The organism is Ensifer sp. 22521 (assembly GCF_052044795.1).
Classification (GTDB): Bacteria; Pseudomonadota; Alphaproteobacteria; order Rhizobiales; family Rhizobiaceae; genus Ensifer.
In genome coordinates this window covers 301,258-314,536 of record NZ_JBQENM010000008.1, presented here as the reverse complement: position 1 = coordinate 314,536, position 13,279 = coordinate 301,258, and the positions used below count along the sequence as shown (strand labels likewise).

Here is a 13,279-nt window from a genome sequence, read left to right as displayed (position 1 = left end):
GCGCACACGTAGCGCGCCTCCCGTCTTAATCACCTGTGCGCGTTGAGCGAGATGACGTTGTGCATCGTCTCGTCGGCAGTCGACAGGAATTTCTTGATGTTGCGCGCCGCCTGGCGAATGCGGTGTTCGTTCTCGACGAGAGCGAGACGCACGTAGTCGTCGCCCTGCTCGCCAAAGCCGATGCCTGGAGCAACTGCCACATCAGCCTTCTCGACCAGGAGCTTCGAGAACTCGAGCGAACCGAGATGACGGAACTTTTCCGGGATCTTCGCCCAGGCAAACATGGTCGCTGCCGGCGGCGGCACTTCGAAACCGGCCTTGCCGAAGCTTTCGACCATCACATCGCGACGGCGCTTGTAGATGTTGCGGACTTCGGCGATGTCGCTGCCGTCACCGTTGAGCGCCTGTGTGGCGGCAACCTGGATCGGCGTGAACGCACCATAGTCGAGGTAGGACTTCACCCGCGTCAGTGCCGCGATCAGCCGCTCGTTGCCGACGGCAAAGCCCATGCGCCAGCCGGGCATCGAAAATGTCTTCGACATCGAGGTGAATTCGACCGTGCAGTCGATCGCACCCGGAACTTCCAGGACCGACGGCGGCGGCGCGTCGTTGAAGTAGATTTCCGAATAGGCGAGATCGGAAAGCACGATAATGTCGTGCTTTTTCGCGAACGCGATTACGTCCTTGTAGAAGTCGAGCGTTGCCACCTGCGCCGTCGGGTTCGACGGATAGTTGAGGATCAGCGCCAGCGGCTTCGGGATCGAGTGCCGCACGGCGCGTTCCAGCGGCCCGAAGAACGTTTCGTCGGGTTCGACCGAGATCGAACGGATAACGCCGCCCGCCATCAGGAAGCCGAAGGCATGGATCGGATAGGTCGGGTTGGGGCACAGGATCACGTCGCCGGGCGCTGTGATCGCCTGCGCCATGTTGGCGAAGCCTTCCTTGGAGCCAAGGGTGGCGACGACCTGCGTATCCGGGTTCAGTTTGACGCCGAAGCGACGGGCGTAATAGGCGGCCTGGGCACGACGCAGCCCGGGAATGCCCTTCGACGACGAATAACGATGCGTGCGCGGGTCCTGAACGGCCTCGCAGAGCTTGTCGACAATCGACTGCGGAGTGGGAAGATCCGGATTGCCCATGCCGAGGTCGATGATGTCAGCACCGGCCGCTCGCGCGCTTGCTTTCAAACGGTTGACCTGTTCGAAAACATAGGGCGGCAAACGCCGGACTTTGTGAAACTCTTCCATCTCCAAACCTCATTTGGCGCACGCTCCCGCCAGCGGCTCAAGCCTTGGGAAACCGTGCGCTGTGGTGAACGGCCGTCCATGCGGCCATTGAACGCTTTGCGTCCAAATCACCGGAAAGGCAAGCGCTAATTCTGGATCTCTTTCAGCGTGTCGGTACCGTGCTGTTCGGCGAGTGCACGCATTTCCTTCAGACGCCGCTGATATTCGGCTTCCGAGATCGCACCGGACTTGCGCGCAGCGCCAAGCGACGTCAGGCGCGCCTGCATGTCGGCCGCCTCCTCATTGGTCATCTGCGTCGTTGCGGCCGGCTTCTGGCCATAGACCGAAGGATAGTTCTCGAAGTTGGTCGTCTGACTGTTGCAGCCTGCAAGCGTGCCTAGCAGAACGATCCCGGCAAGCCAGGTGATGGAACGCTGTTTTCCGACGGCAAGCATACTGAAGACGACCTCTGTTTTGACACGCGACGATGCGCTAGCCCTTGTAATCATTTTCGGGCAGAATGTAAAAATACAAAACAAACAAGATGCTGTGGAGGACGCCGGGTGACAGCAGAGAGGAAAACGGAAGGCACCGCTGGCAAGGACGGTTTCACGGGATTCGACCCCAAATCCGTCGAACCTTATATCGTCAAGGACCCGGAAAGCCTCGCCGTCAACCTCGCCCGCGCCATGGAGCAACTCGGCAAGGCGGCCTCCGCCTGGCTGGCGCCGCGTGAATCGGGACAGAAATCGGACGTCTTCTCCGAACCCGTCACCGACATGGTGAAAACGCTCTCCAAGGTCTCCGAGTACTGGCTTTCCGATCCCCGGCGCACGCTTGAAGCGCAGACGCACCTGATGGGCAGCTTCTTCGAGATCTGGTCGCGGACGCTCCATCGCATGTCCGGCGACGTCGGAATGCCGGAGCCTGCGGCTCTCCAGCGCACTGACAAGCGCTTTACCGACGAGGATTGGGTGAAGAACCCGTTCTTCGATTTCATCCGGCAGGCCTATTTCGTCACGTCGGATTGGGCCGAGCGCATGGTCGAGGACGCCGAAGGGCTCGACGATCACACCAAGCACAAGGCCGCTTTCTACGTCCGCCAGGTTTCGAGCGCCCTCTCGCCCACGAACTTCGTCACCACCAATCCGCAACTCTATCGCGAAACCGTCGCATCGAACGGCGCCAACCTCGTCAAGGGCATGCAGATGTTCGCCGAGGACGTCGCCGCCGGCCGCGGCGACCTCAAACTGAGGCAGACGGATACCAGCAAGTTCGCGATCGGCGAGAATATCGCGATCACGCCAGGCAAGGTCATCGCCCAAAGCGACGTCTGCCAGGTGCTGCAGTATGAAGCAACGACGGAGACGGTGTTGAAGCGGCCGTTGCTGATCTGCCCGCCGTGGATCAACAAGTTCTACGTTCTCGATCTCAACCCGCAGAAATCCTTCATCAAATGGGCCGTCGACCAAGGGCACACGGTGTTCGTCATCTCCTGGGTGAACCCGGATGAACGACACGCAACCAAGGACTGGGAAGCCTATGCGCGCGAAGGCATCGGCTTTGCGCTCGATGTCGTCGAGCAGGCGACCGGCGAGCGCGAAGTCGATGCCATCGGCTATTGCGTCGGCGGCACCTTGCTTGCGGCGACCCTCGCGCTGCATGCCGCCGAAGGCGACGATCGCATTCGCTCCGCGACCCTCTTTACCACGCAAGTCGATTTCACCCATGCGGGCGACCTTAAGGTCTTCGTCGACGAGGAGCAGATTCGCCAGATCGAACAGAACATGAGCGTGACGGGCTATCTCGACGGCTCGAAGATGGCGACCGCCTTCAACATGCTACGCGCCTCCGAGCTGATCTGGCCTTACTTCGTCAACAACTACCTCAAGGGGCAGGATCCCCTGCCCTTCGACCTGCTCTACTGGAATTCCGATTCGACAAGGATGCCGGCCGCCAACCACTCCTTCTATCTGCGCAATTGCTACCTCGAGAACAAACTCTCGAAGGGCGAGATGATGCTTGCGGGCCGGCAGGTGTCGCTCGGCGACGTGAAAATCCCGATCTACAATCTCGCCACCAAGGAAGACCACATCGCCCCGCCGCGGTCGGTTTTCCTGGGCAGCTCTTCCTTTGGCGGCAAGGTCACCTACGTGCTTTCCGGCTCGGGCCACATTGCCGGTGTCGTCAACCCGCCGGACAAGGGCAAGTATCAGTTCTGGACCGGAGGCGCGCCCAAGGGCGAGTTTGATGATTGGTTCAAGGCAGCGAAGGAAACGCCGGGATCCTGGTGGCCGCATTGGCACCAATGGATCGAGAAGCTCGACAAGAGGCGCGTTCCGGCCCGCAAGCCCGGCGGCCCGCTGAATTCGCTCGAGGAAGCGCCGGGCTCGTACGTTCGCGCCCGGGCATGAAACAGTTGCAGGACATGTCTTGATCTTCGACCCGCCGCTCGCACAGGCAACCCTCGTGCAGCGCTACAAGCGCTTTCTCTTCGATGCGATCCAGCCCGACGGTACCGCCATGACCGGCTCCTGCCCGAACACAGGCTCGATGCGTGGCCTGACGACGCCAGGCTCGCGCATCTGGATGTCGGAACACGACAGCCCGACGCGGAAATACCGTCACATGCTCGAAATCGTCGAAGCCGACGGCACGCTGGTCGGGATCAATACCGGCTTGCCGAACCGACTCGCTGAAGAAGCCATTCGACTGGGCCTCGTTTCCGATCTGCATACATATCAAGGCTTCGCGCGGGAACAGAGATACGGCCGCAATTCGCGGATCGATATCCTGCTCAGCGACCCCAATCGAGGCCTCGCCTACGTCGAGGTGAAGAACGTGCATTTCAGTCGCTCGGCCAATCTCGCGGAGTTTCCGGATAGCCCGACGGCGCGCGGCGCCAAACATCTCGACGAACTCGGCGACATGGTCGCAGCCGGTCACCGCGCCGTCATGATCTATCTTGTACAGCGCGGCGACTGCGACCATTTGAGAATCTGCCGCGATTTCGATCCGGCCTATGCGCAAGCCTTCGATCGCGCCATGGCGCGTGGGGTCGAGGCCTATGCGATCAAATGTCAGGTATCGCCAACGCAAATCCGTCCGACCGGATTGATGGCAGTGGACGAAGGCGCCCTCGCTGCTCTATGAAATCCGACTTGGAACAAATGAAAGCTTTGGAATGGTGACTTACATCGAGGCAGGGTCTGCCCCCTACAAAAACACCGGCGTTATCCGGCTCTACGGACCGGAAGGTTTTGAAGGCATGCGCAAGGCCTGCCAGGTGACGGCGCGCTGCCTCGACGAACTCGTTTCGCGCGTTCAGCCGGGCGTCACCACCGACGAGATCGACCGCTTCGTCTTCGAATTCGGCATGGACAATGGCGCCCTGCCCGCGACGCTGAACTACCGCGGCTACACCAAGTCCTCCTGTACCTCGATCAATCACGTCGTCTGTCATGGCATCCCCAACGACAAGCCGCTGCGCGAGGGCGACATCGTCAATATCGACGTCACCTATGTCGTCGATGGCTGGCACGGCGACTCGAGCCGCATGTATCCGGTCGGCGAGATCAAGCGCGCCGCCGAGCGGCTGCTCGATGTCACCCATGAAAGCCTGATGCGCGGCATTGCCGCCGTACGCCCGGGTGCTCGCACCGGTGCCATCGGCGAGGCGATCCAAACCTATGCCGAAGCGGAACGTTGCTCCGTCGTGCGCGATTTCTGCGGCCACGGCGTCGGCAAGCTTTTCCACGACGCGCCGAACATCCTGCACTACGGCCGCGCCAACGAGGGCCCCGAATTACGGGAGGGCATGATCTTCACCATCGAGCCGATGATCAATCTCGGCCGCCCGCATGTGAAGGTGCTCTCGGATGGCTGGACCGCCGTTACCCGTGACCGGTCGCTTTCGGCGCAGTACGAGCACACGGTCGGCGTGACCGCCGTGGGGTGCGAGATCTTCACGCTGTCGCCGGCCGGCCTGTTCAAGCCGGGCCTCAACAACGTCGGCGCTGCATGAAGAAGCGTCCGATCTCCCCTGAAGGCGACGAAACGCCATCGGCGGACGAGAGGACTTTTTTCCGCAATTGCAGTTGGACGGCGGACCGGCGGCCAAGAAGGCACCGGCGCCCGAAGCGCATTATCACGGCCATCGCGATCGGCTGCGCGAGCGTTACCGCGAGCACGGCGACGCGGCGCTGGCGGACTACGAAATCCTGGAAATGCTCTTGTTCCGGCTGATCCCGCGCAAGGATACCAAGCCGATCGCCAAGGCGCTCATCAGCCGTTTCGGGACGCTTGCTGGCGTCTTCGGCGCACCGATTGCGCTATTGCAGGAGGTGAACGGCATCGGCACAAGCGCAAAACGTTGATCGCCGACGAGGTGCAGCAGACCGGCACGATCGACCACACGCCTGTCTATCCGCGCGAGGTGGTCAAACGCGCACTCGAACTCTCCGCCACCGCGATCATTCTCGTGCACAATCATCCCACTTCGCCTATTTCGATCACGTTCGATCACGCTGTAGCACACTGAATAATAACGGTTTTCTGGCTTGTCGAAGAGTCGGATACCATGGCATATTGGGGTCGGCTTTTGAGGGATCGAAGCCCTTTTTTGGCCCCAGTCCCAGACCCCAGCAACCCGTCTGGTGACCCCACTAGAAAGCCCATGGGAGAGCCCAGTGGCTTTCGCCGAGCTCTCAAACAAGTGGAGCAGACAAGAAAGCAGCTAAGCCTCATTGATGGCGAGGGTCATGGAACGGGACGTCTCGTCCTAGTCATGAAACCAAATGCCGACCCGCGTCACTGCGGATTGGATGGCCCAGCAGTGGCGGGACCAAAAGCGCCTCAAGAAGAAGCTCGGCTCTTATCCCTCGATGAGCCTCAGTCATGCGCGCGAAGTGTTCAAACGCGACTATGCCGACATGATCCAAAAGGGGCGCAGCATAAAGATCGCCGGCGACACCCGCCCCGGGACCGTCGCGGACCTCTTCGAAGCGTATGTCGCGTCGCTCAAGGCCGCCGTCAAGCCATCCTGGAAGGAAGCTGAGAAGGGACTCCTGTGTCATCGCAAAGTGCTCAAATTTTAGCAGGGTGTTCGCATGGCGACTCCGGTCCACTCGACGACCGCTACCACGCCCAGACTTGATGAAGGGTCACCGCTAGACAAGCCAGCGAAGAGTTCGTCATGAAACCCACGTTCTGACTAACCGCTACTCGCGCAGTTCGCCATGCTACGCCATTGGCGGTGAGTGAAGATGGGCGATAGTCAAAGTTGTGAGGCGGCCCGCGAGACGGCATCGCAATGCCGCAAAAAGATAAATGAACAACTAACCATCTGAATTAACTGTCGGATTTCGCCGCAGTTCACGATGATCACTCCCTTCACGTATTGGCATCGATCTTCGTGGCGGCGAAGCGTTCGCGAAGCCACTTCGCGGCTGGCCCGCAAGCTCGTTGTTTGTGCCAGATCATTTCCAGTGCGACGGGAAACTGGCCGTCGCCGAACTGGAGCTCCGGAGTGACGAGATAAGGTGCATGCGGTGAATTTGCGATGACGTGGTCAGGAACCAGCGCCCAACCGATGCCTTGCCTGACCAACTGCAATATGACCCACTGACTTTCGACCCACCAGACTTCCGCGGCCGTCCGCAACCGCTGTCTTTCCGGCCCCTCGCTCCGTACGGCAACCATGATCTGCCGATGACGCTTCAGTTCCTCCCAGTCCACATGAGCGTTCGCCAGCGGGTGATCCTTAGAGCACACCATTTTCAGCGGAATCCAGCCAAGAGTCTGGAACCCAAGTTCTGGAGGCAGTTTCTCCTGGCGCCACAAGATGCCAATGTCGGCTTTTCCGTCCAATACGAGGCGGCTCACGTCCTCCATCATCGGAAATAGGAGCTCGAGTTCAACATGCGGGAAACAAGCTGCAAACTCCGCGAAAAGCGCCCCCAATTCCCGGTCGGGGTAGAGCTCATCGATGGCGGCGACCAGGCGCGTCTCGATATGGGCCTCGAAGCTGCTAGCGACGCCGATCAGGTGTTCCCGACGATCCAGGATCACCTTGGCTTCAAGAAGGAGCCGTTCCCCCGCCGTTGTAAGTGAAGGATTCCGTCCCGACCGGTCGAACAGGTCGAGACCAAGATCCTCCTCAAGATTTGCGACTTGGGTGCTCACGGCCGACTGCGCTTTTCGTAAAGCCCGGCCCGCGGCAGAGAATGAACCGTGCTCTCCGGCCGCAACGAATGCTTGCAATTGTTCCAGGGAAACGGGCATCTATCTACAATCCAGATATAACCTAACTTGATCCACTGCATGATGCAGATAGAAATGGCGCGGTCAACGCCGCACAGGGAAGGCTTCGACGTTCCTAGTGTACGTCACGCTGGGCGGGCTTTTCGAGCCGCTTGAGTCGTGGTCGCGGAGTGCGCGAACGGGCACCGATGAGGAAGCATACAGGTCCACGCCGTGCCGGGGCTGTCGCTCGCCGGATCAGACGAATCAAGGATCGTTTGTTCTTATCTTGGTCCTGCCAATCAGTGGGAGATGGAACATGGAAGCGAAGTCCGTAGTCGCAAGAGCGTATATCAGACAACTGGTGTTAACCGGCGGACTTGCTGCCGGGTCGGGAATTGACGTAACGGAGATTGCCCGGGCCCTAAATATCAGTGCGGTCCCCGTGAGGGAGGCGCTAATCCGGTTGGCGGAGCGACGATTCATTCGCGGCGGCGCGAGGCAAACCTATCACGTTCATAAGCCCTTGCAGCGCGAACAACTCGATGCCCTCATGTGGGCTCGGTCTCTCTTTCAGAAGGCGGTAGAGAAATTCCTGCTGCGCGAGGACCGAGAATTCCTCATCGCGAGTATTCAGATGGCTGCGGCGGGAAAGGACGAACTGCATCCTTCCATATTTTGCTTCCGTATCGCAGACGCCATCGGGAAGTTCAGCCTTTCGGACATCGAGTATCTTCTGTTCTCGATCGCACTGGATAATCTTTTGCTCACCCCGCCCAACGAGTGTGACGCGGAATACACAGATTTGAAGGCGACCGTCCGCAGGATAATTGAGCTTATCGTCAGTGCTGGCGATATTGAGGAGATCTCCAATCAGGTCCATCGGATGTCTTCCACGGTAGAACGGATAATATCGCTTGCCCACACTCAGAGCGCGGCCGAACGCCTGTTCAAGGAGAGCTGAGAAGGCACAGCTTTGCACCCCCCCCATTCGCCCCTCTCCTCCCTCAACCGGAGCCACGGCGCTGTGACGACGGGCGCCGGCGTGAACGCCTGAACGTAACCGCTGAGCTCGATCGATCTCCATAGGCGTGTTTCCATGACTGTGCAGACTTCGCAAAAAATCGATCCGCGGTTTACCAGCCATCCTTCAGAAATCCGCTTTCGGGGACAGCACGGTTTCGCCACACGCCAACGAGATGTTGCGTCCCGGCGATGACGCTTTTCTCCACTTCCAGCGAGAGCTTGATAAAGTCCCGCAGAAATAATAGCGATCGGAGTTCGACCGAGAGAACATGGTATGGAAGACTGGACATATCCGCCCTCTCCCCATCCTGTGTCTCTTCATAGCCTTCCAGGAAGGCGTTCCACAATTGGGATTTGATCTCAGCTGGCTGTTGAAGACCGGTCAGCCACCAAGCGACGTTGGCGACATCTGCTACCGGATCTCCAATGGATGTGTGCTCGAAATCGAAAAGGGTTACCCTGGATTCGCCAAAGCGTCCGTTCCCCGGCCAGGCATCGCCGTGCCGGATGGAAGTCTTGCCTGAGCTGGTCGGCTCGCCGCGATTTGACCATTGGAAGATCGCACCTTGGACCAGGGAGATCGCTTCGACCAATTTTCCCGATGCGGCCAGATGGGGTGCGCTGTCCACCCGCTCGACCTTTCCGGTTATGGGAATGGCGTGCAGTTTCCCAAGCGCCCGCCCGAACGGTCTCAACTGACCGACTGAATTATCGTACGGATCTCCGGGCGCGACGGTGGTGGCAATTCCAAAATAGGGCGCGCCATCCCACACGAAGGCGGTTCCCGCATGTTGCGGATCCATGAATGGCTTTGCTGCGATTTGTTCGTGGTCCGTGATGCAGGTTAGGATCTTCGCCTCGCGCTTTAACTCGACGGACGAGTGGAGACGTTCCGGGGACAGTCGAAGATAGAAATCGCCTTGCTCGCAGCGCCCGGCGAAAGTCTTATTCACCCCGTTGAGCACAAGCTCCAGATGAAGGTTGCCCTGATCCAGAACCCTGGACAGGGTGCGCTCGGCATTCTTGAGGTCCTCAACGTCACGCATATGCACTCTCCCGAAAAAAGGCCTCCAGATGCAAGATCGAGCAAATGTGGTGCAGTAGCTCAAACGATTTCGAATCGTAGAACCGCTCGACATCCGCTCGAAATTGTCGTGGCAGTACGAGGTCGAAGTCATACACCGCCATGTCGCGCACCAACGATCTGATTTTGTTTTCTTCCTTCAACAATCCGGAAATGTCACCATCAAGGAAATTTTCCTTCTGGTAGTTGCGGAAGATCGATGTGCTTGGGATCGAATGCTCGATGTAGGATAAGAGAAGCGCCTTTTCAAAGCGAAGCTCGAACGGCAACGCATGACAGAAGCGCACCAACGCGACGTTGCACAGCGGATAGAGCGGCCACACGCCTTCTTGCATGACCAGCGGCGTGTGACGTGCCATCGCTGAGAGCGCGGATGTCCTGCTCGGCGCCACCGCAACCGCGCCCCAGAGCGGTGCCTCAGCCAGTTCCCTTGCTGATTTCGTCAGGCAATTCAGGAACTGACATTCGACGAAGCTCGGATCCGGCCCGACCGCATCCCGCAGACGATCGGTTTCAAACTTTTCGCCCTGAAATGTCGGGAACAGTTCGTCGCCGCCGTGGCCGCTGATGACAGTGTCTGCGCCTGCCCGCCGGGCGCCAGCCCACAGCTCTTGGAATGCCGCGTAGTAGGATTCGCTCTGGTAATAGAGGCCCTGAAATCGCGCCAGGTTCGCGTAGCTGGGTAGGTAATCCCGCATCGATAGAGTCCGGGAATTCGCGCGGCAGTCGGAAACGACGGTCGAGATGCGCTTCTCCTGGCTTGCAGAAAGGTTCGCATTGGGCACCAGGATCGACAGATGACGCGCACCGTGCCCGACGCCCTTTGCAAACGACAACGCAACGGCCGCCGAGTCGTAGCCCCCGCTCAGTTCAATCGCGGTCGCGGCTGGAACAAGCGCTCGTGTCTTCCAGACGTCATCCAATAACGAGCTGAAGTCGGATAAGGCACGCGCCTTGTGGACATCGATTGGCCCATCGACGTCGAGGTCTGGTTCCGGCCCTGTCAGGCTCGGCGTGCCGCCGTCCCAGTTGATGACTGACCAGGGCGGCATCATGGCCACGCCGTGGTATGGGGTACGGGTCGAATATACTGCCCGATAAGCGGCGTGAATAAGAAACTGTTGGTCGAAGCACTTTCTCGACCGACCACGAGCAAGCGTCAGGACGTCCCAGCTGCCCGTTAACTTCGGCCCCTCTCCGGAGACGTAGATCGGACAGGTTCCATTCGATCCCGACAGGAGCCTTATGCAGGTCGCGCCGGCGCCGTAGGCGCATTCGATCGCAAAGAGCTCATTCGGGAAGCTGAAGATTTCGCGAAAAGCCTTCTCGTAGGCCGATTCCGACAGCATCTCTCCTGAAGGATGGAGTGTGATGGGACCTTCCTGCCTACCGCGTTCATAGACGACGATCAGCCAGCGGCCCTCCGCTAAAATAAGCTCCATCGAGATCGCTGGATGCGGGAAGGCATCAACAAATGATCGATCGCCCAAACGACAGGTCTTGCCCTTCAGAAGCGGCGCGCGGGGGCACTCATTCAGCTCCAGCTCGAATGTGATCATAGCGACCTCCGCGCGCCCGATTGTCAGTAGCGGAAACGGTTGCTGTCGCCCTGCATCACAAATTTGGTGGCACGGGCCATCCGCTTGCTACGCTTCAGGGGCGCGATCGACTTGAAGGTGTTCATTGTCCTTTCCTTTCGATGACGTTGCTAACGCCAGAATCCTTCGCTACCCACGTGATTATGTCCAAATGTTTCCATTTATAGCTGTAACTATGTCGATATAAGCTATTGTATTTGCAAACACTTCCGACATTCCAGGTGCTGCCAGAGCACTCCATAGCCGCCAAATCTTTGCTCGGGTGACCGGTCGGGCGGTCTCGATGATCGAGCTTTACCTTGGCTCCTGGTAGGCGCTGATCCCCAGCCGATGTAAGTGCGGATTGCGTCCTGATCGGTTGTACCGCCCGATACCAAGATCCTGCTCAAGACTTCCGAGCTGAGTGCTGTCTGACGCCGGCGCCTTTCGCAAAGCCCTGACGCCGGCGGAAAACGAGCCGGGCAGCCGGGTGCCAGGTAAGCGTCAAGCTGACCGCTGCAAACCGAAATCTATCTACATTCCAGATAGTACCTAACTTGATACACCTCATCAGGCAGATAGAAACGTCGCGATCGCGCAACAGAGAAGGATGATTTCGTCGTGTCTACCATACGCACTTTCCCTGATCGCATGCGTCATGCCGTCCTGTTTGAAGCGCTCGGATTGGCTATCGTCACGCCGGCCGGGGCTTACTTGTTCGACCAGCCCGCAAGTCACATGGGCGTCGTCGGCATTTTCGCATCGACCCTGGCGACGATCTGGAATTTCGGATTCAATCTCGGCTTTGATCATGCGATGCTGCGCCTCTTTGGGAATACGAGGAAGAGCTATCCGCTGCGGCTCCTGCACGCGGCGCTGTTCGAGATCGGCTTTCTGATCATGCTCATCCCCCCGGTGTCGTGGTATCTCGGCATGTCGCTCTGGGACACATTCGTGATGGATGTGTCGATCGCCGTTTTCTACATGGTCTACGCTTTCGGCTTTAACCTCGCCTACGATCGGACCTTCCCACTGCCCGTCCATCGTTCGGCGGACACTGTGTAACGAAGGCGCGGCTGCGTGTCATTCAGATCGCTCCACTCTGGCAATGGCGCCCCGCTCGTCCCGCGGCCAGCCTCGTCGGTCGGCGCTATGGGGCGAAAGGTGCTCTGCGCCGACGGGAGAGAAACATGCCATTCGATATTCGCCAGCTTCGTCATGCAATCGCAGCTGCGGACTGTCGCAGCTTCCATCGTGCTTCGGAGGCATTCAACATCAAACGATCGACGCTTAGCCGGAGCATCTTCCGCCTGGAGGAGCGTCTAGGCGCGACGTTGTTCATTCGGACGACTTCAGGGGTTTCGACTACCCGGGTTGGCAGGGAGTTCGTTCGCGAGGCGCGCCACATCGTCAGCAAAGTCGATCAGCTCGCTGCGGGCATGCGTGCTGCCGGACAAGGACGCGTTGGGGATCTGTCAATCGGCTATAATGTCCCGGTTTCCGCCGGGAACCTCCACACTACATTGCTCAGCTGGCGCGAAAGCAATCCCAATGTGGAGATCGATGCCGTTGAAGCTCAACGCCTGGATCTAGTGAACGGTCTGAAGGAGCGCACGGTCGATATCGCCATATTGCCCGGCGAGGCAAGCTATTCAGAAATCAAAGGGGCCACCTTCTGGACTGAACGGCTGCTCGTCGCGATGGCGGCGGACCACCCGCTCGCGGCACATCCGTCCGTGCAGTGGTCCGACCTGCGCGACGAGACTTTCTGGCTCACGGCCAATGATCCGGGGCCCGAGATTCACGACATGTTATTGGGTCATCTATCGGCATTCGGGACCCGTCCAAAAATCAAGATGCAACCGGTCAGCCGCGAGTCGATCATGAACATGCTGGGCGCAGGGATCGGCGTAACCATCACCTGCGAAGGTGCCACAGGATTGCAGTACCCAAACATTGTCTTGCGGGAGGTTCGTACCTCCCGCGGCCCTTGCTCGATCGCATATTCTGGGTACTGGCACGAAGACAACTCGAATCCGACGTTGAAGAATTTTCTTGCCTTCGTGCGCAATCGCTTTGCTTTGACGTTTTGCCTCCCGTAGCGGCCATTGGGACCTCGGGTGCAT

11 protein-coding genes and 2 pseudogenes are annotated in these 13,279 nt (G+C 59.0%); 8 read left to right on the top strand and 5 right to left on the bottom strand.

Features of this window, described 5'->3' with window-relative positions:
* Nucleotides 1-29: 29 nt before the first annotated feature.
* Together ACTJKE_RS14865 and ACTJKE_RS14860 are read right to left on the bottom strand one after the other, a co-directional pair.
* The gene (locus ACTJKE_RS14865; protein WP_089044643.1) at nt 30-1,247 is read right to left on the bottom strand and encodes an LL-diaminopimelate aminotransferase; all 1,218 of its coding nucleotides are present in this window, start codon (nt 1,245-1,247) and stop codon (nt 30-32) included.
* Between the two features lie 125 nt (nt 1,248-1,372).
* Nucleotides 1,373-1,681, bottom strand: coding sequence for a hypothetical protein (locus ACTJKE_RS14860; protein ID WP_058329923.1), 309 nt, complete (start codon nt 1,679-1,681; stop codon nt 1,373-1,375).
* A gap of 108 nt (nt 1,682-1,789) precedes the next feature.
* Between ACTJKE_RS14860 and phaC the strand changes: the two genes are divergently transcribed.
* From phaC to ACTJKE_RS14835, 5 genes and pseudogenes are all read left to right on the top strand, one after another.
* Nucleotides 1,790-3,640 carry a poly(3-hydroxyalkanoate) polymerase subunit PhaC gene (gene phaC, locus ACTJKE_RS14855; protein WP_058329922.1) on the top strand — a complete coding sequence of 617 codons (1,851 nt, stop codon included), beginning with the start codon at nt 1,790-1,792 and terminating at the stop codon, nt 3,638-3,640.
* Nucleotides 3,641-3,659: 19 nt separating this feature from the next.
* Complete coding sequence (gene sfsA, locus ACTJKE_RS14850; RefSeq protein WP_112995865.1) at nt 3,660-4,379, top strand: DNA/RNA nuclease SfsA; 720 nt, start codon at nt 3,660-3,662, stop codon at nt 4,377-4,379.
* 31 nt (nt 4,380-4,410) lie between these two features.
* On the top strand, nt 4,411-5,250 hold the full coding sequence (gene map / locus ACTJKE_RS14845) for a type I methionyl aminopeptidase (protein ID WP_058329920.1): 840 nt from the start codon (nt 4,411-4,413) through the stop codon (nt 5,248-5,250).
* Nucleotides 5,247-5,766, top strand: a pseudogene (locus tag ACTJKE_RS14840) (JAB domain-containing protein). Before map ends, ACTJKE_RS14840 begins: the two are co-directional and overlap by 4 nt.
* 135 nt (nt 5,767-5,901) lie before the next feature.
* Nucleotides 5,902-6,292: pseudogene (locus ACTJKE_RS14835) on the top strand (site-specific integrase); the annotation flags it as partial.
* 325 nt (nt 6,293-6,617) lie between these two features.
* Here ACTJKE_RS14835 and ACTJKE_RS14830 read toward each other — a convergent pair.
* Entirely contained in the window at nt 6,618-7,508 is an 891-nt protein-coding gene (locus ACTJKE_RS14830; RefSeq protein WP_058329918.1) for a LysR family transcriptional regulator, read from the bottom strand.
* A gap of 277 nt (nt 7,509-7,785) precedes the next feature.
* Here ACTJKE_RS14830 and ACTJKE_RS14825 point away from each other — a divergent pair, with 277 nt between their 5' ends.
* A complete protein-coding gene (locus tag ACTJKE_RS14825; protein ID WP_112995867.1) occupies nt 7,786-8,430 on the top strand; it encodes a GntR family transcriptional regulator in 645 nt (214 codons plus the stop codon).
* 172 nt (nt 8,431-8,602) lie between these two features.
* Here ACTJKE_RS14825 and ACTJKE_RS14820 read toward each other — a convergent pair whose 3' ends face one another.
* Together ACTJKE_RS14820 and ACTJKE_RS14815 are read right to left on the bottom strand one after the other, a co-directional pair.
* The gene (locus ACTJKE_RS14820; RefSeq protein ID WP_440636863.1) at nt 8,603-9,538 is read right to left on the bottom strand and encodes a phosphotransferase family protein; all 936 of its coding nucleotides are present in this window, start codon (nt 9,536-9,538) and stop codon (nt 8,603-8,605) included.
* Nucleotides 9,531-11,135 (bottom strand): asparagine synthase-related protein, encoded by a 1,605-nt coding sequence (locus tag ACTJKE_RS14815; RefSeq protein ID WP_440636865.1) that lies wholly within the window; start codon nt 11,133-11,135, stop codon nt 9,531-9,533. Before ACTJKE_RS14815 ends, ACTJKE_RS14820 begins: the two co-directional genes overlap by 8 nt.
* Before the next feature lie 648 nt (nt 11,136-11,783).
* On the opposite strand from ACTJKE_RS14815, the gene ACTJKE_RS14810 reads away from it, so the two are divergent.
* Complete coding sequence (locus ACTJKE_RS14810) at nt 11,784-12,218, top strand: PACE efflux transporter (protein WP_112995929.1); 435 nt, start codon at nt 11,784-11,786, stop codon at nt 12,216-12,218.
* 125 nt (nt 12,219-12,343) lie between these two features.
* Nucleotides 12,344-13,255, top strand: coding sequence for a LysR family transcriptional regulator (locus ACTJKE_RS14805; protein ID WP_112995870.1), 912 nt, complete (start codon nt 12,344-12,346; stop codon nt 13,253-13,255).
* The last annotated feature ends 24 nt before the right edge of the window (nt 13,256-13,279 follow it).

Bases quoted from the DNA above. Each gene is read 5' to 3' on its own strand.
- ACTJKE_RS14865 (WP_089044643.1), bottom strand. From the start codon at position 1,247: ATGGAAGAGTTTCACAAAGTCCGGCGTTTGCCGCCCTATGTTTTCGAA.
- ACTJKE_RS14860 (WP_058329923.1), bottom strand. From the start codon at position 1,681: ATGCTTGCCGTCGGAAAACAGCGTTCCATCACCTGGCTTGCCGGGATC.
- map (WP_058329920.1), top strand. From the start codon at position 4,411: ATGGTGACTTACATCGAGGCAGGGTCTGCCCCCTACAAAAACACCGGC.
- ACTJKE_RS14830 (WP_058329918.1), bottom strand. From the start codon at position 7,508: ATGCCCGTTTCCCTGGAACAATTGCAAGCATTCGTTGCGGCCGGAGAG.
- ACTJKE_RS14825 (WP_112995867.1), top strand. From the start codon at position 7,786: ATGGAAGCGAAGTCCGTAGTCGCAAGAGCGTATATCAGACAACTGGTG.
- ACTJKE_RS14820 (WP_440636863.1), bottom strand. From the start codon at position 9,538: ATGCGTGACGTTGAGGACCTCAAGAATGCCGAGCGCACCCTGTCCAGG.
- ACTJKE_RS14815 (WP_440636865.1), bottom strand. From the start codon at position 11,135: ATGATCACATTCGAGCTGGAGCTGAATGAGTGCCCCCGCGCGCCGCTT.
- ACTJKE_RS14805 (WP_112995870.1), top strand. From the start codon at position 12,344: ATGCCATTCGATATTCGCCAGCTTCGTCATGCAATCGCAGCTGCGGAC.